Here is a 22428-nt window from a genome sequence, read left to right on the forward strand (position 1 = left end):
GGTTCTTGCGGTAGCCGAACGTCACCTCCCTGAACTCGACGGACCCATCCATGTCGGCGGTCAGCGCGACCGCATCCGGCTTGTCGGCGATGGAGACCGGCACATCGAGCACCTCGGTGATGCGCTGGCCGGAGCTCATGGCGCGCTGGAAAACCGAGTACTGCATCGTGAGCGAGCGGATCGGATCGAAGAAGCGCTGGATGTAGAACAGGAATGCCACCATGACGCCAACGTCGAGCGTCTTGCCCAGCACCATCTGTCCGCCCACGACGATGACGGTCGCCATCGAGATGCCGGTCAGCGTATCGACGATCGGCACCATCACCTGGGCGAACTTGGCCGCGCGCAGGTGGCTGAGGAGGTTGGCGCGGGCCTTCTCCTCGTAGAGGTCGAAATTGACCTTCTGCCGGTCGAGACTCTGCACCGTGCGCACACCGTTGATGCCCTCGGCCAGCGCTCCATTGGCGGCCGAATTGGTGTGGTGTGCGTCCATGAAGCTCTTCTTGGCCGGCGGCAGCCAGAACAGGCGGACGATGAACAGGATCGGCATGGTCGCCATGGTGATCAGCCCGAGCACCGGATCGAGCCAGAGCAGAACCCCGACAATGCCGAACAGCAGGACAATGTCGCCGACCGAAAGCACGGAAGTTTCCAGGAATTCCTGCATGGAATTGACGTCGCCCATCAGGCGCGACATCAACCGGCCGACTTCCGTCTTGTCCATCCAGCTCAGCGATACGCGCTGCAGGTGCGCGATCATCGCGCGGCGCATGTCGAACAGCACGTTCTCGGCCGCCTTGCCGACCACCGTTTCCTGCACCCAGCTGGCACCGAAATTGATCACGATCGTCGCGGCGAACCCGACGACGGTCCAGAGCAGCACGGCGCGTCCGCCGCCGCCCCGTGCCATGCCGTGGTCGATGGCAAAACGGATGATCAGCGGCAGCGCCAGCTGTGTCAGGGTGAACAGGAGCACCGCCGCGACCGAGATGTAGATCTGGCTCCGGTAGGGCTTCACGAAGGCCCAGATGCGCCTGACGATCCTCGGATCGTAGGCCTTGCCGAAGATCTCTTCTTCCTTGTCGAGGCTCGAGCCGACGACGGCGCGCGGCGGGCGGCGCCGGCGGTCCTCGCTCTCGTCGTCCTCGGGGACAGCGGCGTCGGTCATTGCGCGGCCTCTTGGTGATCGTCGCCGGGGCGCACCTGCAGGTCATAGAGTGCCCGATAGCGCCCCCCGAGGGCGAGTAGCTCGGCATGCGTGCCGCGCTCGACGATGCGTCCGTCCTCGACGAACAGGATCTGATCGGCATGCATCAGTGAACTGAGCCGGTGCGAGATGATGAGGGTGACGCGATCCTTGGCGAAGCGCTTCATGGCTGTGCGGATACGCTGCTCGGTCCCCGCATCGACCGCGGCGGTCGAATCGTCGAACACCATGATGGTTGGGCGCAGCATCAGCGAGCGGGCGATATTGAGCCGTTGGCGCTGTCCACCCGACAGCGACACGCCGCGCTCGCCCACGATGGTGTCGTAGCCCGTCGGCAGGCCGATGATGTAGTTGTGCAACTGCGCGAACTCGGCGGAGCGCGCGATGCGAGTCTCCTTTGCCCATGGGTCGCCGTAGGCGATGTTGTTCTCGATATTGGTGGTGAACAAGAAGCTGTCCTGCTGCACCACGGCCACCGCCTGCCGCAGGCTGTCGAGAGTCAGCGCCCGCACGTCCTGCCCGTCAATGGTGACCCGCCCGCCGGTGACGTCGTAGAAGCGCGGGATCAGGTGGGCGATGGTCGACTTGCCCGAGCCCGGCCGCCCGACGATGCCGACCGTCTGACCGCGCTTCGCCTCGAAGCTCACGCCGGTCAGCACCGGACGGAACGGGGCACTCGGATAGGCGAAATCGACGTTCTCGAAGCGCAGCGTGCCATCGGTGAGCCTGAGGTCCTTGGCACCGGGCTCGTCCTTGATCTCGATCTCGAGGTCGAGAAAGGCGAACAGGCGATTGCCGCAGGTGGAGGCCCGGGCGAAAGAGTTGACGAGCAGGCCGAGCTGACGCACCGGCATCTGCAGGATGGTCATGAAGGTGAGGAACGCAGCCAGCGTGCCGACCGTCATTTCCCCGCCGATCACCTTCTCGCCGCCCACCCAGAGCACCAGGCACATGGCAGCGAGGAAGGAGAAGTTCATCGCCGACGTGGAGTTGACGCGGATGTCGACGCGCCGGTGGGCGAGCTTGAGCGCGGCATCCGAGGCGGCATCGAACTTTGCCATCTCGTGCTTCTGTCCGGCGAAGGCGCGCACCACGCGGATGCCGCCCAGATTCTCCTCGAGCACCCGCGACACGTTCTGCAGCAATTCCTGCAGTCTCAGCCAGGTGGCACGCAGCCTGAGCTGCGCCACCGACGAACTCCAGGCGACGAACGGCACGAAGCTCAGGGCGAGCAACCCGAGCAGCCAGTCGGTGCTGATCATCATGTAGGCTCCGACCCCAATGAGGATGCCGAGCAGCACAACGCGCAGCACGCCCGTGGCAAAGAACATGCGCACGCCTTCGAGATCGATCATGCCCACCGTGATCAGGTCGCCGGTGTGGACCTTGTCGTGATAGGAAAAACTCAGCCGCTGGATCTTCTCGTAGACCGCCATGCGCAGCTCGTAAGCCGTGTGGTGGCCGACGGCCTCGCCATAGTAGTTGTGCACCATGGTGAAGATGCCGCGCCCGATCGACACCACGAGGAGCAGCAGCGCCGTGCCCCACAGCGCATCGGTGGCGCCCACGCCGCCACCCAGCACGCCCTCCGCCTGATCGACGGCCTGACCGAGAAGTCTGGGCACCAGCAATTGCAGCGCACAGGCGATCACGGTGGCGCCGACCGTGACCCACATCTGCACCGGGTGGCGCAGCGTCAGCACCATGATGCGCCAGAGCGTTCCCAAGCCTTTGCCCGCGTGCACCGCCGCAACATGTGACATTGCCCCGCCGGCCGGACGGGTGCTGCTCGGAGCACGAGAGCTCAATCTTGCTGATCCAGACATGTGAGTAGGGCCCGCCCTCGCCGGAGGCGGCAGACTCGGCCCGCAAGAACCAAAGGAAGAACTATTCTGTTACGCCGATTTGCGACTGGTTCAAGGCAGATATGCAGAAAAACCGCACGGTTGTTCTGGCGACGGGCAGACGCGTCGGTCTCCGCGCGGGTGACGCCGACCTGCGGCGCCAAAGCTCGGACATGCCTCTCCCAATGTGCGGAAGAGCCCGCTATGTGTACCAGCGGGGAGAAATCATGGATTCTCGGGTGTTCTGGCTCGCGGTGGCGGCCTTCGTCGGCGCCATCGAAGGCGGGCTGATCGCCGGCATCCTGCCTTTGATCAGTGCAGACCTGGAAGTCAGCCTCGGACAGGCCGGCCTATTGGTGCTGTTCTACTCGCTGGCCTACGCCTTCGGCCCACCACTCCTGGCGCTTCTGCTCGGCGGCGTCGGTCGACGGCGCATCCTCGCGTGGTCGGAATTCGCCCTGGCCATGTGTGCGCTGGCGATCGTTTTGATGCCGTGGTTCGAGGGCCTCGTGCTGGTGCGCACGGTGCTGGCCGTGGCGGCCGGCACTTACACCGGGACCGCGATGGCGACAGCGGCGATGATTGCCCCGCCGGGGCAGCGTGGCCGCTACATGCAGGTGATCAGCATGGGCCAGGCCATCGCATCGCTGGCCGGAGTGCCACTCGGCGCGCTGTTGGCCGCCAATCTCGGCTGGCGTTTCGAGTATGCTGCGCTGGCGATCATGGCCTCCCTCGCCGCGCTGGCCCTCTATGTACGGCTGCCGCGCGGCATGCCCGGCGACACCATGACCATCGGCGAGCGCCTGCGGGTGCTGCGCAACCCGGGAATTGGCACCGCGCTGCTGTCCACGTTGGTCTTCATGATCGGCTCGGCACCGCTGATGGTCTATATCAGCGCGCTGCTCACCGCCGCCCATGTCGGCTACGAGGCCCTTCCCCTGGTCCTGCTGGCCGGCGGCGTCGGCGCCATCGCCTGCAGCGCGACGGCCGGACGAATGTCTGACCGGTTCGGCAGCAAGCGCACGGCATCGATCGCCGGGGTGGCGGTGATCGCGGTCATGGCGATCTTCGTCCTGCTGCCGCATGTGCCGGGGGACCTCTCGCTGCCGGCCCTGATGCTGACGGTCGGCGCGCAGGGCTTCGTGGTGCGCACCTATTCGATCGCGGTGGCGAGCCACATGGCGCAGATCGCGCCCACCGCAGTGCCCGTCGCCATCTCGCTCAACATGTCGGCCTTCCAGATCGGCATGGCCATCGCCGCGGCACTGGGCGGCGCGGTGCTCGACGGACTGGGTGCGATGACGCTGCCCCTGATCGGTGCCCCGCTGGTGGCGCTGTCGCTGGTGATCTGGCGCCGCGTTCCGAGGGGTGACGGGGAGGGCCGGCCCTGACGGGCTGCCTACCCTGCCCGCCGCGCGGCGACCCGGTGCCATAGCCGGTTTGCCAGCAGGCCCGTCGCGATACCGACGCCACCACCGATCAGCTTGATGCCCATGTCCGGCAGCCGCGCATGGCGCGTCGACTGCAGCGCCTGGAGCAACTCGAACCCGACCGCGGCCGCCAGCACCACCAAAATGATCAGTGCCAGGTGGCGCGGATAGGCCAGCGCGAAGGCGAAGCCGACGAGGCCGAAGGTCAGGAAACGCTCGGCATTGGCCGACAAGGACGTCACTGGCCGGAACCCGATCGGGGCAATGGTCACCACCGCAACCGCAGCCAGCAGCAGCCAGGCGAATATGGGAAGAAACCGCGACGTCATCGGCAACGCATAGCCGTTTTCAGACGGCGTTGCGACGGGTTTTCGGCGAGAACACGGTGAGGATGACAATCCAGCAGTCGAAGAAGATCGACCAGTTGTCGATGTAGTAGAGATCATGCCGGGTGCGGCCCTCGATCTGTTCGAAGGTGGTGGTTTCGCCGCGATAGCCGTTGACCTGGGCCCAGCCGGTGATGCCGGGCTTGATGCGCTGCCGGTGCGCGTAGCTGGCCAGTTGTTCGCCCAGTTCATCATCGTGCACGAGTGCATGCGGACGCGGCCCGACAAGGCTCATCTCGCCACGCAACACGTTGAACAACTGCGGCAGCTCGTCGATCGAGGTCTTGCGGATGATGGCGCCCACACGAGTGATGCGCCGGTCACCGACGCGCACCTGCGTCATCTTGCGGCCGGATTCGGTTACCGTCATCGAGCGGAACTTCCAGATGAAGAAGGTCTCGCCGTTGAAGCCGCGCCGCTCCTGCCGGTAGAAGACCGGGCCGCGGCTGTCGAGCTTGATAAGCACGGCGACCAGGAGGAGCAGCGGGGCGAGCAGCAGCAGGCCCAAGCTCGCGCCGGCAAGATCGAAGGCCCGCTTCAGCAGCACGGCACCGTCGCTCATCGGTTTTCTGAGGAAGCGCAGCGCATTGTTCGGCCCGATCGGCACCACATCGAGGAACTTGAAGCTGGTATTGCTGGTGGCGGGCGCACAAACGACGTTGATGGCAAAGCGCTTCAGTTCGCCGACGATGCGTTCCAGGCCGTCGATGTCGCCAAGTTCGCCGACGAACACGATGTTCTCGGACCCCCGCGCCAGCCAGTGCTGGGCGAACTCGACGATGGCGCTGGACGGGATGCGGCCATCGGGCCCGCGCAGTTCATCGACATAGAGCGTGCCGGCGAGCTGATAGCCCGACTTCCAGAGGTTGCCGTTGAGCAGGAAACGGACCACATCGCCCCGTGCCCCGATCACGGAGACCTTCTGATACTGCAGCCGTCCGGTGCTGATGCGGGCCCCCAGCCGGGCATACGCGACGTTGCGCGCGAAGAGCAGGACAGGCACGCCAACGAGATAGGCCGAGCTCAGCGAGACGCGCGACAGATCACCCGCGACGCCGGCGAGAAAGGCGCCGAACAGCGCGATGGCGAAAGCCGCTGTCCAGCCAAGTGCCGCGTCGGCGACGATGTTGTGCTGGCGCTCCGAGCGGGTGAGGAAGCGCGATGCGGAGGAGACGGAGAACGCGCCGTAGAGCACCCCGACAAGGGTCGAATACGCCCCATAGAGCTCGAAGGGCACCTCGTTTGCCGGAACCCGCAGCAGCACGGCGTGGTAGAGCAGCGCCGGAACCAGCATGGTGAGGCTGGCCAGCGCCCCTTCCGCCAGCCCGAGACCCCAGGTCAGAACCTGGTGGCTGGAGGTGTGACGCGGCGCACTCCGCCGTTCGATCCGATGCCCCAGTCCGAACTGTTCCTGCGCCACGACGATTTGCCTCAAATTGTTGGCATTGCAGGAGTTTTCACGCCTGCTACTCGATGAGGGACTTAGCACGGACAATGTTCCGTACCCAATCGCAGGGTTAAGCCAGGGTTAACTGCGGGTCCTGAACCGGTTTCGCTTCAGCGCCCGGCCATCCGGGCCGTTCGCGGCGGCACCGCCTGGAGGTAGGCGACGATCATCACGAAGATCAACGTCACGACCGCAGTCTTCTGGCTGAGCGTGTTGTTGGAGAGCGCGACAGTGAGGAAGACTCCGGTGCCGATCCAGGCGGTGCGTGGCTGGCCGCGAAGGAGGCGCAGCAGGAGCCAGATGACCAGCAGCGCGAACGGGACGGCGAGGATCAGGCCGAGCTGGAAGGTCAGCTCGACAGGCGTCGACTCGATGAAGGGGAGCCGCAGCTTGTCGTTGGCGATCTTCAGCAGTTCCACCGCATCCTTGCCGAACATCACCTCTTGCCAGCTGACGTGGTCGAAGATCCGGTAGATGTCGGTGCGGGCGAAGAAGTTCTGGTCGACCACGCCGTCCGAGAAGCGCGACAGCAGGCCGCCCGCCGCCAGTACGCCAATCAGGACAGCGCCGCCGGAGAGCACCAGCACCAGCACGGCGAGCTTCGCCTTGCGCTCGGTCGCGGGCTTGAGCGAGGACCACGGCACCAGCAGCACGAGGGCCAGAACCTCGGCCGTCGCCACGATCAGCGCGAAACGTGCACCTGCCGCAGCAGTGGCGACGAAGAGCAGCAGCATCGCGGCAGTCTTCACCCAAGGCTTCCAGCCGGTAAGCGGCACGAAGGCGATCGCGCTGGCGCACCACAGGCCCAGCATCAGCGGATGACCGGCAAGGCCGGTGGGGCGGAAGGCCGCCTCCCCCTCGACAAAGGGGAAGAAGCGGATGCGGGTGACCGCCTCGAAGATCCCCATGGCCGCGCTGACGAGGACGAACAACAGCACGGCATCCCCGAGCCGTCGCCGATAGGAGGGGTTCTGCGCCAGCAGGACCAGGCCGGCTGCGCCGGCGGCGAGATAGGTGTCGACGAGATTGCCGATCGCTTCTGCCCGCCCGGTGGCGACGAGGAAGCCGACCAGCAGGGTCAGCAGAGCGAAGAAGCGCACCAGATCGCGAAACGCTGCGATTTCCCGACCGCGCAGGAACACCGGGCGGGTGAACAGCGCCACCGGCAGCAGCAGCACCAGCAGATAGGTTCCCAGGTGCATCTTCTCGTAGAACGCGCCGCCCTCGCTGACATAGTTGTACAATCCGTCGAGCGTTGCCGGGGGAACGCAGATGCGGACGGCGAGGGCAACGAAGATGGCGAGGAACAGCGCGAGCGAAACCGCGTTGGCCCGTCGGGTGGTATCGGAGGTGATGTCGGTCGCGATGGCGGAAGAACTCACGTCTCGCCGTCTCCGGTTGCAGCGACCAGGTCCCGATGCGATCGCTGCAGCGAACCTGTGCCAAACTGGCGAATAGCACGAGGACGCCGACATGGCGCGGCGGCCATGATCCTATCCTTAACCGCGCGCGCCAAGAGGACGGCCCTCGCCGGCCCTCCGCCATTAATCATCCGGGCACTTGGCGTTGGTTCGGTCGCGTGCCGCCGGGTAGGCTGTGAACGACCGAAAATCCCGAAGACCTCATGTCCCACGCCCTACACCTCCAGCCATCGAGCTTTCCCGCGGAGGAGCGCTTCAGTGCGGGCCTCGACCACCACGGCAGCGTCGCCTTCGAGAGCATCGCCGATCCCCGGCGATGGGGAGAACTGCTCGAGCAGGCCGACTGCGCGCACAGCGTGCAGGGCTTCGCCTACGGCGCGGCCAAGGCGGCATCCGGCTGGCACGTGAGCCGCCAGTTGCTGACCCAGGCCGGTCGACCGGTGGCGGTGGTGCAGGCCCTCGAAAAGCGCATCCTCGGCGTGCGGGTGGCGACCCGCATCAATCGCGGACCGATGCTGCTGGTGGCCAACCCGACCGCGCAACTGGTGACCGATGTCTATCGCGCCGTGCGCAATCGCTGGGGCCGGCTACCGTTCGGCGTCCTGCTCCTCGCTCCTGCCCTGCTGGACACGGAAGAGAATCGCGTGATCATGGCGCGGGCCGGCTTCCGACCGCGCAGGGGCAATGGCTGGGGCTCGGCCCGTCTCGACCTCCGCCAGCAGATCGACGCGGTGTTCCAGAGCTTCGAGCATAGCTGGCGCAAGGCCATTCGCGCCGCCGACAAGGCGGGGGTGACGGTGCGTGTCGTCGACGGCGAAGCCGAACACGAGTGGATGATCGACCGTCACCTGCAGAACATGGCCGAGAAGGGCTTCACCGGACACGACGCGACGTTCCTGCGCGAACTGCGCAAGGGCGCCGGATCGGACTACGTCCTGCTGCAGGCCCTGCATGAGGGCGAACCGGTTGCGGGCCTCGTGATGCTGAAGTTCGGCACCGCCGCGGACTCCATCGTCGCCTGGTTCGGCGATGCCGGCCGCAAGGTGAAGGCCGGCAACGCCATCACCTGGGGCGCCATCCAGGAGATGCAGCGTCGTGGCTGCCTGACCTACGACGTCGGCGGCATCAACAGCGACAAGGGCTTCTCGAGCTTCAAGAGCGGGATGAACGGGACGGAGTACTTCCTGCTCGGGGAATATGTCGGTTTGTAGGGACCAGACCTGATGCTGACCATCGCCTATTGCGGCCCTATCGCGGCCTCCGGGGAGCCGGCACGGGGGGGCTTCGAAGCCGCCAACCGCCGGCTGATCGACGATCTTCGCCGCACCGGCCTTGCCGTCATCGAGTTGCCGTACGCGCCGGAGCGGAAGCCGGCCTGGCGGAAACTCATGGCATATGGCACCGGCTTCGCCGGTTTGGCCTGGCGCATCGCGACGGGCGCCGAGCGCTGGGACGTGTTCCACATCACCCCGCTGCGTCGCCAGTTCATGCTGGCCGAGTACATCCTGTGCCAGCTCGCCCGCCGCCGCGGCGCGAGGCTGGTCGTCGACCTGCGGGCCGGCGCCATCGCCGAGGATGTGGCGAGCCCGAGCCGGCTGCGCCGGGCCGCGCTGAAGCGCATCCTCGCGGCCGCCGATCTCGTCTGCGTCGAAGGCGAGACCTATCTGGAGCTCGACGACGTGCGCGGGCGGAACGCACTCTATCTGCCCAACTATGTCGACGCCGGAACGGTGGGGCAGAGCCCCGCCATGCCCTCGACACGCATCAATCTCGTCTTCCTCGGCCGCATCGTGCCGGAAAAGGGTATCGAGGTCGCCATCGACTGCGTGCGCGCGCTGCAGGCCCATGGACGGCAGGTCCAGCTCAAGGTCATCGGGCGCGGCGACGAGGCCTATCTGGACCGGCTGCAGGTCGACACTGCGGACCTCCCGGTGAGTTGGCTCGGGGCCGTGCCGCATGCGGAGGTTCCCGCGCATCTGCACGACAGTCACTTCTTCGTCTTCCCGACCCGGCACCGGGGCGAGGGCCATTCCAACGCCCTCACCGAAGCAATGAGCCAGGGCCTCGTGCCGGTGGCGGCCGACAATGGCTTCAACCGGCAGGTGATCGCCGATACCGGGATCGTCCTCGACATCACGGCGACCGGCAAGGACTATGCCGCCGCAATCGAAACGGTTCTCGCGGGCGGCGACTGGCGAGGGATGTCCGAGGCCGCACGTCGGCGCATCCTCGAGCAGTTCACCGGCGAACGGCTGGTGCCGGCCCTGGTCGAGCGGTATCGGGATGTGGTCGAAGGCGTCGCCCGGTCGACGCGAGTCGCCGAGCCGAGCGGCACGACGCTTCGCGCGGCGGTCGGGCGCGGCTGATCCGGCCTACACGGTCTCGAAGCGGCGGGTGACGCCGGAGTTTCCGGCCACAGGCTCGGGCCGGACGGCGACACGACGGCCCGAAGCGCCGACGACACCCTTCCAGACGATGCAGTTCGCCTGAACCCGGGAGCCGAAGGCCGGCGAGACCCAGCCCGCCCCCCCGGCGAGGCCGCGATCGATCGACAGTTCGCCCGGCTCGAAGGCGAGGGTCAGCACCGTGCTCCCGTCCCTGCGGACAACCACCTCGTGGCCGGCGACGCTCGCATCGAGGTCGGGGGCGAGCTGGAAGGCGAGCCGGGCCGGCCGCGCCGCCGCACCGAGGAGTTGGTCGGTGATGACGAGGCGATCCTCAACCCGCTCGAGGCTGCGGCGATGCACGATCCCGAAGCGCTTCAGGTAGCCATCATGGCTGGCCGCAAGGCTCCAATGGGAGCCGGCGCGGTGGTGCTCGAGACGGCAGGTCGCCTTGTGCGACCAGTTGAAGGCGCCGGATATCGTACTCTGGTCGGCATCGGCGATGGTCAGGGTATTGTGCGCCCGGCTGCCGCGGAACCAGTCGCGCCAGGCACCGCCCGAGTGGTACAGGTAGGTGCCGGGATCGACCAGTACAGGCTTGCCGTCAACGGCCAGCGTCAGCGCCAGCGCATCGGCATGACCGTGCGCCGCGATCGACAGGTAGCCCAGCGGGCCGTGATCGAAGACAAGGTTGAGCCGACGACCGCCGACCTGCTCGTTGACGACCGAGTAGCCGCCCGCGGCAAAGACCTGCAGCCCGCGCGGCACCGGCAGTTGTGTTGCGGCCGGGCGGCCGAGCAGGGCTTCGCGGAAGCCGGGGGGCACCGTCGTCCAAGCTCCCCGCCCGAGAAAGCCGGCAATCGCATTGGCGACCGAGCCAGCATAGGCGGTCTCGTGGCCGCCGAGGGTCAGCACGCGTCCTTCGTCGTCATCCCCGATGGCGGGAACGGTGCCGTCGTCGAGCGCGATCCAGCCGATGAACGCGGCGAACGCGCCGAGCCGGTCGGTAAGCGCGGGCGGAAGCGGCTGTCCGGCGCCCTCCGCGACCGCGGCGCACAACAGCAGGAACTCGGCCGTGAAGGCACCATAGGTGGGCGATTGCTCGGCCGGCACGCCGTCGACGAGGATCTGGCGGGTCGCCTCGGCGACGAGCCTGGGGCGAGCCGAGGAGACGAGACGGGACGCCCGGCCGAGACCGGGCATCGCCAGCCCGATGAGGAATTCCCCGGCGAGTTCGGCGATCAGGTGGTTGTTGGCCGACGAGAAGCGCGACGGAAAGCGCTCGAGCCAGGCGGCGCTCGCCGCGAGGATCGAACCGACTTGCCTCCGACACTCGTGCGACAGCCGCTCGCCGACCAGCGACACGACGACGAGGAGCGAGATCGCCCTCAGGGCCACCTCTATGCCGGAGTTCCAGCCCAGCCCGCGGAACGGCGGGTTGCCCTGGTACCAGCTGCCGATGGCCGCCTCGATGGCGGCAAGGCTCGCCGCATCGGAGCACAGCAGCACGTGCGCCGCGAGCGGCTGCAGGAACTGCAGGCGGTTGAACTCCCACACGTACTTGATGTCGCCAAGCTGTCGCTCGTGCCTGTAGGCGATGTCAAAGCAATAGGCCTCGGCGCTCGGCCAGAGACCGCCGGTCACCGGATCGAGCCGCCAGACTTCAGCGGGAAAGAGCGCATCGCTGCCGCGTGACGGCCAGGCGACGCCGAGCGCGGCGTAGCGGCCGGACAGCGCGTTTTCCGCAGCTGCAGCAATGGCTTGACGGAGAGTGTCGGGCGCCGTCAGCAGCTGCTCGCGCAGGCCCGGCAGCGGCAGTACCTCCGCCCCCGGATAGCGCCCCCAGCCCTCGAGCCGGCCGCGCGCCCGCTCTTTCTTGAGTTTTTCGGCCACCCGGTGGGCGAGTTCGCCCACGCTCATGGCCCGCAACCGATGGATATACCACGCCAGCGACATGGCTCAGGCCCTCGACAGGGCCCGCTGATAGGCGGCAACCAGCGGGCGGACCTGATGGCTCCAGCTGAACCTCTCCTCGACGCGCTCGCGACCCAACCGCCCCATACGGACACACAGTGCCGGGTCGGCAAGCAGCGTCAGGATCTGCCTGGCCATGTCGGCCGGATCATTCGGCCGGGCATAGAGCGAGGCCTCGCCCGCCGAGTAGCGTCCCTCGGTCACCTCGAACTGCACGATCGGCTTGCCGAACGCCATGTATTCGAGGATCTTGTTCATCGTCGACTTGTCGTTCATCGGATTGACGCGGTCCGGATTGACGCAGACGTCGGCGGTCGAGAGCATTTCGAACAGATCGGCATCGCTGATCCGGCCGGGCATCGTGACGAAGTCCGAGAGGCCGAGTGCGACGACCCGGGCCCGCAGCTGATCGAGTTCGGGACCGCTGCCGGCGATGCAGAACTGGATATCGGTTCGGCCCTGCCGGACGACGATGTCGCTTGCCGCCTCGAGCAGCAGATCGATGCCCTCCTGCGCACCCATCACCCCGACATAGCCGACGAGGTGCTGCCGCCCGTTCTTCCAGCGCGCATGGGGCGCGACCGGCTTGATCTTGCCCAGATCAGGACCGCTGCGTACCACAAAGACGTTGTCCGGCCGCATGCCGCCACGCTCGAGCGCGATGTCGCGGTAGCTGTGATTGGTGGCGATCGACACGTCTGCCACGGCAAAGGTCAGCCGCTCGAGCAGCACCATCAGCCGCCAGAACAGGTCGCGCCGGCCGAACTTGGCCTCGTAGAGCTCCGGGTTGATGTCGTGGTGATCGAACACGAAGCGCTTGCCGAACGGCTTGAACAGCAGTGCGACGAGAAAGATGAGATCGGGCGGATTGCAGGCGTGGATGACGTCGAAGCCGCGCTCGCGCAGCACCTTGAAAGCCAGCACGGTTTCCCAGAACAGCGCTGCGCCGTATTCGGTGAGGTAGCCGATCGGCCCCCTGCCTTCGGCAGGCAGCGGGTGGCGGTAGACGTGGATGCCGTCGATCACCTCGTGACGCGCCTCGTACCCCTTGGCCATCGGACAGATCACGCTGACCTCCGCGCCAGCCTTTCTAAGCGTGGTCGCCTCCAGCCAGACACGGCGGTCGAACGGCACCGGCAGGTTCTCGACGATGATGAGAACCTTCCTGCCAGCGAGCGGGGTCTCGGCGAGAATGTCGCGGTCGGTCCGGGCGACGGTCGCTGCAGGCGAAAGAGCAGCGATCGCGTTCATGGAATGGTGCTCACGTCGATCACGTTGCCCGAGCGCAGGGCAAGCCCCCGCTGCAGGCCGTTCGCGGCGACCACCAGATCGAACTCCCCGCCCTCCGCTTCTTCCCGGTCGATCAGCAATTCGCCGATCTTGGGCAGCTGCGAATAGGCATAGCCGAGGTTCTGGCCGACCAGCTTGCGGGCATCGAGACCGGAATCGTAGATCGACACATTGTAGCCCGCGGTGATCAGTCGCCGCGCCAGGTCGACATTGGGGCTTTCCCGCAGATCGTCGGTATTGGCCTTGAAGGCGAGGCCGAGCATCAGCACCCGGGCCCCCTTGGGCAGGTTCCGCACGATGTGATCGAACTGGTAGTGCTTGTGCGCCTCGTTGGTGCGCAGGACCGCGTCGAGCAGATGCGTGTTGGCGCCGATATCGTTGGAGATGTGCTGCAGCGCCCGCACGTCCTTGGGCAGGCACGAGCCGCCGAACGCCCCGCCCGGCCGGGTATAGTACGGCGAGATGTTGAGCTTGGTGTCGGACACGAAGATCTCGTGCACCTTGGTGGCGCTGATCTCGAGCTGCTGGCAAATGCGGCCGATCTCGTTGGCGAAGGCGATCTTGACCGCGTGCCAGGAGTTGTCGACGAACTTGGTCAGTTCCGCTTCGCGGTAGCCGACGTGAAAGGTCTGCGCCTGCAGGCCCTCGTGCATCCGGTCCATGGTGGGAGACGGCCGCCCGTCGACGGTGCCGACGACGATCTTGGGCGGATTGAAGAAATCGGCGATGGCCGAGGATTCCCGCAGGAACTCGGGATTGTAGACCAGCTCGATCAGGTCGCCGAAGTTCTCGCCGAGGACCGACCGGAAGATCGGTGCGACCAGGCCGTCGATGGTGCCCGGACGGATGGTCGAGCGAAACGCCACGGTCAGGCGGCTCTTGCGATCGCGACGGACACCGGTCGCGATCTGCCGGGAGACCTCGGCAATATGGCTGAGATTGTGCGAGCCATCGAGCGCGCTCGGGGTGCCGACGCAGACCAGGGCGAGATCGGCATCGTCGAGCAGGCTGTCGACCACGGTGGAGCCCGTCAGCAAGCCGTTGTCACGGGCGGTGGCGAGGAGTTCGTCGAGACCCGGTTCGAGCACCGGCGGAATGCCCGCCTCGAAGTCGCGGACCTTGGTCTCGCTGACATCGATGCCAATGATCTCGTGACCTCGACTAGCAAGGCACCCGGCAGTAGTACTACCGACATAGCCAAGCCCAAATACCGCAATCTTCATGGAACGCACCGCAGACAAGTTAGGTAGCTGAGCCTGATGCGGAAGACTTTTCTTACCGCCGTAAACTCACTTTGACCTCTGGATCATCGGTTTACCGGACGCTGCGACAGACCACACCCTGAACCAAGTGTTAATCCTAATGCCTAAACTTGAATCTATTGTCCCGCCGGCTTAACCAACAAAGCGCATTCAGCGAACCAGAGGCCGGGGTTGCGCTATAAGGGGGGCACCAGGCCACACCCAGTTCAGAGCATGCCATGTCCGATGTCACCGACAGGCCGATCCCCGACTCCGCCAGATCGGGCGCGCGCGCCTTCGCGCGGCTCGGCGCCGAGGAGACGGGACGACACCGCAACCCGGTGATCGCGCGGCTGCAGGAAGCCCGCAGGTCCACCGCACGGCCGGAGGCCCCGGCGCCGCAGCCGGCGTCCGCTATCGCTGCGGAGGCCGTCGCCGTCCCGGTCGAAACGGTGACGCTCAACAAGATCGGCGACTTCCTGGAACTGGACTTCGGGCGCCTGTTCTCGTGGATGGGCCGGGGCCGAAAACTCGCCATCGGCCTGGCCCTGGCGGGGGCCGTTGCGGGCGGTCTCTATGGCGTGTTCGGAACGCCCAAATTCACCGTCGCGACGGACCTGATGATCGACCCGGCCAACCTGCAGGTCGTCTCGGACGACCTGTTCCAGCAGCCCGGGCAGGCCGATTCCGCACTGCTCAATGCCGCCAGCAAGCTGCGCGTTCTGACCTCGGGCAATGTGCTGTTGCGCGTCGTGGACGAGTTGAACCTCGTCGACGACAAGGAGTTCTACGATCCGACGCCGGGCTTGTCGCTCTCCGCCCTGCTGCCGTTCGGCGGCGAGAAGGCCGAGCCGAACCCGCGGCTGGCCGCACTTGCGGCGCTGACCAAGAAGGTGACCACCAAGGCCGACGAGAAGAGCTTTGTCGCAACGCTGCTCGTTTCGTCCGAGGCCGCGCAGAAGTCCGTCCGCATCGCCGAGGCCATCGTCGCCGCGTTCCAGGACGAACTGGCGACGGCCGAGTCGGCCGGGGCCTCGCGCGCCGCCGACGCGCTGAACCAGCGGCTCGACGAGCTGAAGGCAGACGTGAAGGAGGCCGAGGAGCGGGTCGAGGCCTACAAGCGCGCCAACAACCTGTCGGCCAGCTCCGGCCAGCTGGTGAGCAACCAGACCCTGACGCAGCTGAACGGCCAGGTCGTCGAAGCGCAATCGCGGGTCATCGCCGCCCAGTCGGCCTACGACGAACTGCGCGCGGCCGGCGGCAACGCCTCCACGGCCGACACCCAGGCCTCGGCAGCGCTCACCAGCATCCGCGCACGCATCTCCGACGTGCGAGCCCAGCTCGACAGCCAGTCGATGGTGTACGGGCCCAGGCATCCGACCATCGTCAAGCTCAATGCCGAACTGATGGTGGCCGAGGCCGAACTCGGCGCCGAGATCGACCGGGTGGTGACCGCCGCCAAGGTGACACTCGACGAGGCGAGGTCGGCCCTCGCCGCCCTGACCGCGCGGGCAGACGAACTCAAGACCAGTGTGTTCTCGGAGAACGAGGCGCTGGTGGCACTGCGCGAACTCGAACGCGACGCGGCCAGCAAGACGACGATCTACGAGGCCTTCCTCAGCCGGGCCAAGGAAGTGGCCGAACGCGAACAGATCGATACCACCAACGTGCGGGTGATCTCGCCTGCCGTACCACCGAGCGAGCGGTCCTGGCCGCCCAAGACCCTGATCCTGCTGATGGCCGGCGCGGTCGGTGGCTTTGCGCTCGGCATGCTGATCGCCGTGGGGCTCGGAATCCTGCGCGATCTCAGGCAACCGGCCCGCCGGCGGCCGGACCCGACGCCGCTCGCCGCCTGATCGATCATGTCGGGCAAGCGCATTGTTTTCCACGTCCCCAGCCTGAGGGGGGGCGGCGCCGAGCGAGTGTGGGTGCTGATGGCCAACGAGCTCGCGGCGCGCGGCCACGAGGTCACGCTATTCGTCTGGAACGGCGAAGGACCCAATGCCGCGCTGCTCTCCCCTGATGTTCGGCTCGTCGACCTCGGCATGCCGATCACCAGGGGAGGACGTTTCGGCAAGTCCAGGACGATACGCGGCCTGCTCGCTTCCGCCCACCTGTATCGCCGGCTGCGACCTGACGCTGTCTTCAGCGGCCCCGACTTCGCCAACCTGATCACGGCGCTCGCGCTCTACCTGTCGATGAGCGACGCGTTGTTCTTTCCGAGCTTTCACGCCGCCGCCGCCCTGCCGACCCGGGATCTCGGCTCGCGCATCGCCGGGGTCACCGGCTCCGTGGTGGCGGCGCGGGCCACCAAGGGCATTGCCGTGTCGACAGGCGTCGGCGAGGACCTGGTGCGCCGCGGTGCGGCCCGCGAACGCATCGCCGTGATTCACAACCCGCTGCCGCCCACCGGCTCCGTACCGGCTGCGACCTATCCCTGGCAGGCCGACCTGGACGCGATGGGCGAAGGCCCCGTCATCGTCACGGCCGGGCGACTGACGCGGGTCAAGGACCAGTCGACCCTGTTGCGCGCTTTTGCGCACCTTGTGGCGGAACGCCCGGCCCGGCTGGTGATCTTTGGCGACGGTCCGCTGCTGGGCGAGCTGAAATCCGAGGCACAGGCTCTGGGGATCGCCGGTCGCGTGCTGTTTCCGGGCTATGTCAACGACCCCGCGGCCTGCTACGCGGTGGCCGACCTGTTCGCCCTCAGCTCGACCAGCGAAGGGTTCGGCAATGTGCTGATCGAAGCCATGGCCGCCGGCGTGCCGGTGGTCTCGACCGACGCACCCTATGGGCCGCGCGAAATCCTCGAGGATGGTGAACTCGGACCGCTTGTGCCGGTGGGCGATGCCACGGCGCTCGCCGATGCCATGTCACGCACCCTCGACGATCCGCTGCCCGCCGACCGGCTCCGGACGCGCGCGGCGGACTTCGCCCTGCCGGTCGTCGGAGACGCCTACGAGGCCCTGCTCGCCTGAGACGAGACCGGCCTGGGGTACAGGAGGATTCCCGGAACGGCGCAGAGTACCGCGCGGAATGACGGTTCGGTCAGCGACGCGTCCGACCTTCGCCGAACAACGGAATGACGTTTCCGATCCGCGCGGGGGAGGCCGTCGACGAAGCGGCCGGCAGGTGCGGCTGGCTCGCGGCCACCGCCACGGCGCGGAGGGGCTGGAACATCGCCTCGACGGTCTCGAGCACTTGTCCCGGCGTCACCGGCTTCACCAGCACCCGATCTATCCCGGCATCATGCAGGGGCCTGTGGAACGGCGTCGGCGTGCGCGTCAACGCGATGATGCGGAAGTCCGGGCTGGCGAGCCGCAGGTGCTGGCGGAGGCCCTTCGCAATGTCGGCGACCGGCGACCCGGGGAGATCGGTATCGAGCAGGACCACATCGATCGGGGAGATGCGCAGGAAGGTGGTCAGTGCCTCGATACCGACGAAGCTCGCCACCTCGTGCCCGCCATCGTCGCGGAGGGCGCGCTGCAGGATGCCAGCCAGGGCCGGATTGCCTGCCAGCATGGCAATGCACAGGCTACGCAACTCCATCTGAACTGGCCTCCCGCTTGGGTTAACAAGGGCTTAACACAACCAGGCTCACGTGGCGCGCGAGAACTGGGACTATCCTTAACCGGCGCGGATACCACCCGACGGCGTTCTGGCGAGGCCAAGGCGCGCTCTCAACCTTCCGGCAAGATCGCGGGTCTGTTCGGGATGGAGCAGCGCGTTGAGACCCAGAAAGACGAGCACCCCGGCCGTGCCGCCGCTCGCCAGCTTGAACACCGGCCAGGCCGCGCCCAGCAGTGCGCTGGCGATGAAGGCGGCCATGCCCGCTGCCACGGCGATCGCGGCCGAGATGGCCAGGTCGCGCCAGGCAACCGGGATCGGTGTCAGCCGGCCCGAAACGACGATCGCCGCACCGAGCGTGGTGAGCATGCCGCCGGCCAGCGCCAGCGCGGCACCGACTTCGGCCAGCGGCGGAATGACAAGCAACGACAGGCCGACAGTGACGGCCGAGCCCGGCGCGCCGACGACGATCAGCAGCCAGGGCCGCTTGTGGGCGTGGATCATGTTCTGGAACACGAAGGTGGCGAAGTTGCCGGCCATCACCGCAATGGCGATCACCGGGAAGAGCTGTCCCACCGGCCCCTGGTAGCCATCCGGCAACACCAGCCCGCCGATTTCGCCGCTCAGTGCGACGAGGAGCGCCGCCACCGGAAAGCTCAGCCGCGCGAGGAGCGACAATTGCTGCGACAGAAAGGCGGCGGCCGCCGTCGGCCCGTCGCGGTCGAAGCGCCTCACCATCTCCGGAAAGCCGCCCATGTTGATGGCGTTGGCGATGGTGTCGATCGGCTGCCGCGCCAGGGCGTAGCTCGCGGCAAAGACCGCAACGGCGCCGGCGTCGTAGTAGAGCTTGAGCAGTACCCGCTCGGCGCTGGTGAGCCCGAAGCCGACGATGGCCAGGGCAATCAGCGGGATGCCGAGCGCGAACAACTCGCGGTGGGTGAAGCGCGGCGGGCCGCCGACGGCGAGCGCCAGCGCCAGACGCAGCCCGACCAGTCCGGCCGCCAAGGTCGCCACGGAGGAGGCCAGCGAAACGACGAGGAAGCCGTGCGGGGCGAGCGTGACGGCCAAGACCGGCAGCACCAGCTGCAACGCCGCCCGGGCGAACTCGAGCAGCGCGTAGGCCCCGTGCCGCTGCTGCATCTGCAGGACCGTCAGGGCAAATCGGCTGACCGCGCCGACGACGAGGTAGGCCGAGACCGCGATGGCGAACTCCGCCCAGCGTTCCGGTGCAACGAGGCCAGAGGCGATGCTCGAGACGGCCAGGCCGACAAGAGTAGTGACGGCGAGTACCCGCGCCGCGAGACGCAGGCTGCCGCGCGTCACCTCTCCCGTGCCGCCCAGCCGCAGCAGCGCGATGCGCAGCCAGTTGGTCACCGCCGAGTCGGTCAGTTCACCGATGGTGACGACCAGCGCGAGGAGACCGTACTCCGTCTGGTCGATCAGGCGTGTCGCGATGACCAGCAGCAGGAGGGCCGAGACACGGGTCAACAGGATCGCCGGCGCGTAGATCAGGGTGGAACGGAGCAGCACGGGCACCTCGGCACAGCGGGATCGATTCCCGCCCATGTCCGTCTACGCCCCGGCCCCTTCGCCGGATAGTTAATTGCCGGTGTACGGTGAATATCGACAATTGTATCGAAATGCTGGTGAACCACGAACAGCAGACATCCGTGCCGTCACAGCATCGCGTCGCGTGAGGGGGTGCATCGAGCCGGTCACATTAACACTAAAGTCACCTTTCGGTTTCGAGCGGCCGGACAAGCTCTTATCGATGGCGGCGAGGCTGGCGCTCTTGCCAGGGATATTGTGTAATGGCTTTTGACGTCGTTCCGACCGTGCCGGGTGAGGCTGCTGCGCAACCCCAGCGCACCGGCGATGGCATTGAGGTGAGCATCAACACCGATGAAGCCGAGTGGCGGCACCTGATGGAGCTGGCGCCTGTCGGACACATGCCGCAGGACTACAGCTTTGCCGCAGGCAAACTCGCGAGCGGCTGGCCGTCCCGGCGCCTGCTGCTGTCGTCGGGCGGACGTCCTGTGGCTTTCGCGGTGGTGCTCGAGTTGCGGCGCGCCGGTCTGAGGCTGTTCAATCGCATCAATCGCGGCCCGATCCTGCTCGATCCGAACCCCTCCGACCAGCAGGTGATCGGCGTCTTCCGCGCGCTGCGCAACAGCGTGGGCCGGTTCTGGACGGCGCCGTTGCTGATCGCCCCGGCCCTGCCCCGCACCGACCGGAACATCGCCCTGTTGCGCGAGGCCGGCTACATCCGCCGCCAGGTTGCCTCCTGGCGCTCGGGACGCATCGATCTATCGGGAAGCGAAGACGAGCTGTGGCGCAGCTTCAGCCCGACTTTCCGCAACCGCGCCCGCGCCTCCGAGCGGGCGGGCGCCGAACTCCGCATCGCCGAAGATGCGGCCGGCTACGAATGGATGATCGCGCGGCACATCGAGAACATGCAGGCCAAGAACTTCCGCGCAGCCAATCCCAGGCTGCTGCGTGGCCTGCGCGAAGCCGCGCCGGGCAACGTCCTCGTCTTCCAGTTGTTGCGCGAAGGCGTTCCGGTCGCCGGCATGTCGGTCGTGCGCTTCGGCCGGGTGGCCGAGTACCACGTCGGCTGGTTCGGGCCGGAAGGCCGCGAAGTCAATGCCGGCAACTTCCTGATGTGGAACGTGATGCGTGAGATGCGGCGCCGCGGTGTCACCGTCTTCGACGTCGGTGGCCTGCGCGAGGGCGACGGCTATACCCAGTTCAAGCGCACGATGCGACCCGTCGAGTACGAACTCGCCGGCGAGTGGATCAGTCTGTGAGGAGGCAATGATGAGCGTGATGGATGTAGCCCGTGGAGCCTATGCCCGGGCGCCGCGCTTCGTGCGTCGGTCCCTTGCACCGCTGGTATCGGTGGTGCCGACCGGCGCCAAGTTCGGCAACTCCTATCGGCTGTGGCGCCGTCGCATAGCGGCGAACGCGATCAACCCGGCGGCCTCGCACGAGGCGCACCTTGCCGCCCTGCGCGGCCTGCTGCACAAGGCGCACGAGCAGAGCCCGTTCTATCGCGACCTCTTCGATCGCCACCTCGGCATCGGCTACGACTACGAGCGCGCCGTGCCCGAAGACCTGCGCCGCCTGCCGATATTGGGCAAGCGCGACCTTGAGGCCGCTGGCGACAGCATCCTGACCGTGCCGCGCAACAGCCTCGACCGAGCCGACACCAGCGGCTCGAACGCCGAGCGCCCGTTCGGCTTCTACCTCGACCGGGACCGCAGCCCGCGCGAGATGGCCTTCGTCATGGACAGCTGGAGCCGCGCCGGCTTCACCGAAAAAGACAGCAAGATCGTGCTGCGCGGCGTCGGGCTGGACCGACGCGGCCGCATCAGCTCGGAATGGGAGCCGGCGCTGCGTGAGCTTCGCCTCTCGGTGTTCCCGATGAATCGCGAAGATGTCGCGCGCTATGCCGACCTCATCGACGCCTATGGCGTGCGCTATCTCTACGGCTATCCCTCGGCCATCGTGCTAATGGCCAACCACATGATCAGCATGGACCGCCGGCTCAAGCAGCCGCTCAAGGGCGTGCTGCCCATCTCCGAGCCCCTGCTGCCGCACCAGCGGGCAACGATCGCGGCGGCGTTCGGCGACGCGCCGATCGCCAATTTCTATGGCCTGAGCGAGAAGGCGCTGTTCGCCAACGAGAGCATGACGAGGCCAGGGCTCTATACGTTCCAGCCGCTCTACGGGCTGGCCGAACTCGTCGACGCGGCCGGCCAGCCGATCACCGAGCCGGGTCGCGAGGGCCGACTGATCGGCACCGGCTTCCTGTCGACCGGCATGCCCTTCATCCGCTACGACACCAATGACAGCGCCACCCTGGTCGAGCTGCCCGGCGAGGCCAACGGCCAGCGCCTGCAGGTGGCCGATATCGTGCCACGCCGCAAGCCCGGCTACCTCGTCGCCGCCGATGGCGGCCGCATCGTGTCGATCGACCTGACGCCGGAAAAGCCGCGCTTCTTCGTCGGCGTCGAGGAGTTCCAGTTTGTGCAGCACGAACCGGGCAAGGTCACCATGCGCTACGTCCCGTCCGAAGGCGGTACCGAGCGGGACGCGCTGAACATCGTCGCGGACCTGCAGGAGCGCGTCCTCAACCGCCTGAGCTTTTCGGTCGAGCGGGTCGACAGCCTCGTGGCCGGTCGCGGCGGCAAGCGCGCCTATATCGTGCAGCACATCGACCTGGGCGGGCTGTGAG

The 22428-nt window shown here is 67.0% G+C and carries 17 protein-coding genes; 7 read left to right on the plus strand and 10 right to left on the minus strand.

Annotated elements, in window-relative coordinates:
• The coding region (locus tag ACE3TU_RS01830; RefSeq protein WP_374619461.1) for an ABC transporter ATP-binding protein at positions 1–1168 on the minus strand (1168 nt) is incomplete at its 3' end.
• Positions 1165–2970, minus strand: a complete 1806-nt coding sequence (locus tag ACE3TU_RS01835) for an ABC transporter ATP-binding protein (RefSeq protein WP_374619463.1) — start codon at positions 2968–2970, stop codon at positions 1165–1167. The genes ACE3TU_RS01835 and ACE3TU_RS01830, both read right to left, overlap by 4 nt.
• 308 nt (positions 2971–3278) lie before the next feature.
• On the opposite strand from ACE3TU_RS01835, the gene ACE3TU_RS01840 reads away from it, so the two are divergent.
• Positions 3279–4442, plus strand: coding sequence for an MFS transporter (locus ACE3TU_RS01840; RefSeq protein WP_374619466.1), 1164 nt, complete (start codon positions 3279–3281; stop codon positions 4440–4442).
• Positions 4443–4450: 8 nt separating this feature from the next.
• Here ACE3TU_RS01840 and ACE3TU_RS01845 read toward each other — a convergent pair whose 3' ends face one another.
• From ACE3TU_RS01845 to ACE3TU_RS01855, 3 genes are all read right to left on the minus strand, one after another.
• Positions 4451–4810 (minus strand): hypothetical protein, encoded by a 360-nt coding sequence (locus tag ACE3TU_RS01845; RefSeq protein ID WP_374619469.1) that lies wholly within the window; start codon positions 4808–4810, stop codon positions 4451–4453.
• A 19-nt stretch (positions 4811–4829) separates the two neighbouring features.
• Positions 4830–6287 (minus strand): exopolysaccharide biosynthesis polyprenyl glycosylphosphotransferase, encoded by a 1458-nt coding sequence (locus tag ACE3TU_RS01850; RefSeq protein WP_374619472.1) that lies wholly within the window; start codon positions 6285–6287, stop codon positions 4830–4832.
• A 137-nt stretch (positions 6288–6424) separates the two neighbouring features.
• Complete coding sequence (locus tag ACE3TU_RS01855) at positions 6425–7696, minus strand: VpsF family polysaccharide biosynthesis protein (RefSeq protein WP_374619475.1); 1272 nt, start codon at positions 7694–7696, stop codon at positions 6425–6427.
• A 242-nt stretch (positions 7697–7938) separates the two neighbouring features.
• Here ACE3TU_RS01855 and ACE3TU_RS01860 point away from each other — a divergent pair, with 242 nt between their 5' ends.
• A complete protein-coding gene (locus tag ACE3TU_RS01860) occupies positions 7939–8946 on the plus strand; it encodes a lipid II:glycine glycyltransferase FemX (protein WP_374619477.1) in 1008 nt (335 codons plus the stop codon).
• 12 nt (positions 8947–8958) lie between these two features.
• Positions 8959–10101, plus strand: coding sequence for a glycosyltransferase family 4 protein (locus ACE3TU_RS01865; protein ID WP_374619479.1), 1143 nt, complete (start codon positions 8959–8961; stop codon positions 10099–10101).
• A 6-nt stretch (positions 10102–10107) separates the two neighbouring features.
• Here ACE3TU_RS01865 and ACE3TU_RS01870 read toward each other — a convergent pair whose 3' ends face one another.
• The 3 genes from ACE3TU_RS01870 to ACE3TU_RS01880 are packed head-to-tail and all read right to left on the minus strand — an operon-like array spanning position 10108 to position 14606.
• On the minus strand, positions 10108–12075 hold the full coding sequence (locus ACE3TU_RS01870) for a heparinase II/III family protein (protein WP_374619482.1): 1968 nt from the start codon (positions 12073–12075) through the stop codon (positions 10108–10110).
• Between the two features lie 3 nt (positions 12076–12078).
• The gene (locus ACE3TU_RS01875) at positions 12079–13344 is read right to left on the minus strand and encodes a glycosyltransferase family 4 protein (protein ID WP_374619485.1); all 1266 of its coding nucleotides are present in this window, start codon (positions 13342–13344) and stop codon (positions 12079–12081) included.
• A complete protein-coding gene (locus tag ACE3TU_RS01880; RefSeq protein ID WP_374619491.1) occupies positions 13341–14606 on the minus strand; it encodes a nucleotide sugar dehydrogenase in 1266 nt (421 codons plus the stop codon). The genes ACE3TU_RS01875 and ACE3TU_RS01880 overlap by 4 nt, the downstream gene beginning before the upstream one ends.
• A gap of 257 nt (positions 14607–14863) precedes the next feature.
• On the opposite strand from ACE3TU_RS01880, the gene ACE3TU_RS01885 reads away from it, so the two are divergent.
• Together ACE3TU_RS01885 and ACE3TU_RS01890 are read left to right on the plus strand one after the other, a co-directional pair.
• Positions 14864–16480 (plus strand): GumC family protein, encoded by a 1617-nt coding sequence (locus ACE3TU_RS01885; protein ID WP_374619494.1) that lies wholly within the window; start codon positions 14864–14866, stop codon positions 16478–16480.
• A gap of 6 nt (positions 16481–16486) precedes the next feature.
• Positions 16487–17602, plus strand: a complete 1116-nt coding sequence (locus ACE3TU_RS01890) for a glycosyltransferase (protein ID WP_374619497.1) — start codon at positions 16487–16489, stop codon at positions 17600–17602.
• 70 nt (positions 17603–17672) lie between these two features.
• Here the strand turns inward: ACE3TU_RS01890 and ACE3TU_RS01895 are convergent, their stop codons facing one another.
• Positions 17673–18173 carry a response regulator gene (locus ACE3TU_RS01895; protein WP_374619499.1) on the minus strand — a complete coding sequence of 167 codons (501 nt, stop codon included), beginning with the start codon at positions 18171–18173 and terminating at the stop codon, positions 17673–17675.
• Positions 18174–18251: 78 nt separating this feature from the next.
• Positions 18252–19721, minus strand: a complete 1470-nt coding sequence (locus tag ACE3TU_RS01900; RefSeq protein WP_374619501.1) for a lipopolysaccharide biosynthesis protein — start codon at positions 19719–19721, stop codon at positions 18252–18254.
• 281 nt (positions 19722–20002) lie between these two features.
• Between ACE3TU_RS01900 and ACE3TU_RS01905 the strand changes: the two genes are divergently transcribed.
• The gene (locus ACE3TU_RS01905) at positions 20003–20998 is read left to right on the plus strand and encodes a lipid II:glycine glycyltransferase FemX (RefSeq protein WP_374619503.1); all 996 of its coding nucleotides are present in this window, start codon (positions 20003–20005) and stop codon (positions 20996–20998) included.
• A 10-nt stretch (positions 20999–21008) separates the two neighbouring features.
• On the plus strand, positions 21009–22427 hold the full coding sequence (locus tag ACE3TU_RS01910) for a CoF synthetase (RefSeq protein ID WP_374619505.1): 1419 nt from the start codon (positions 21009–21011) through the stop codon (positions 22425–22427).
• The last annotated feature ends 1 nt before the right edge of the window (position 22428 follow it).

This window comes from Devosia sp. (genome assembly GCF_041917035.1).
Taxonomy (GTDB): Bacteria; Pseudomonadota; Alphaproteobacteria; order Rhizobiales; family Devosiaceae; genus Devosia_A.

Bases quoted from the DNA above. Each gene is read 5' to 3' on its own strand.
- ACE3TU_RS01835 (WP_374619463.1), bottom strand. From the start codon at position 2,970: ATGTCACATGTTGCGGCGGTGCACGCGGGCAAAGGCTTGGGAACGCTC.
- ACE3TU_RS01840 (WP_374619466.1), top strand. From the start codon at position 3,279: ATGGATTCTCGGGTGTTCTGGCTCGCGGTGGCGGCCTTCGTCGGCGCC.
- ACE3TU_RS01845 (WP_374619469.1), bottom strand. From the start codon at position 4,810: ATGACGTCGCGGTTTCTTCCCATATTCGCCTGGCTGCTGCTGGCTGCG.
- ACE3TU_RS01860 (WP_374619477.1), top strand. From the start codon at position 7,939: ATGTCCCACGCCCTACACCTCCAGCCATCGAGCTTTCCCGCGGAGGAG.
- ACE3TU_RS01865 (WP_374619479.1), top strand. From the start codon at position 8,959: ATGCTGACCATCGCCTATTGCGGCCCTATCGCGGCCTCCGGGGAGCCG.
- ACE3TU_RS01870 (WP_374619482.1), bottom strand. From the start codon at position 12,075: ATGTCGCTGGCGTGGTATATCCATCGGTTGCGGGCCATGAGCGTGGGC.
- ACE3TU_RS01875 (WP_374619485.1), bottom strand. From the start codon at position 13,344: ATGAACGCGATCGCTGCTCTTTCGCCTGCAGCGACCGTCGCCCGGACC.
- ACE3TU_RS01880 (WP_374619491.1), bottom strand. From the start codon at position 14,606: ATGAAGATTGCGGTATTTGGGCTTGGCTATGTCGGTAGTACTACTGCC.
- ACE3TU_RS01885 (WP_374619494.1), top strand. From the start codon at position 14,864: ATGTCCGATGTCACCGACAGGCCGATCCCCGACTCCGCCAGATCGGGC.
- ACE3TU_RS01890 (WP_374619497.1), top strand. From the start codon at position 16,487: ATGTCGGGCAAGCGCATTGTTTTCCACGTCCCCAGCCTGAGGGGGGGC.
- ACE3TU_RS01895 (WP_374619499.1), bottom strand. From the start codon at position 18,173: ATGGAGTTGCGTAGCCTGTGCATTGCCATGCTGGCAGGCAATCCGGCC.
- ACE3TU_RS01905 (WP_374619503.1), top strand. From the start codon at position 20,003: ATGGCTTTTGACGTCGTTCCGACCGTGCCGGGTGAGGCTGCTGCGCAA.
- ACE3TU_RS01910 (WP_374619505.1), top strand. From the start codon at position 21,009: ATGAGCGTGATGGATGTAGCCCGTGGAGCCTATGCCCGGGCGCCGCGC.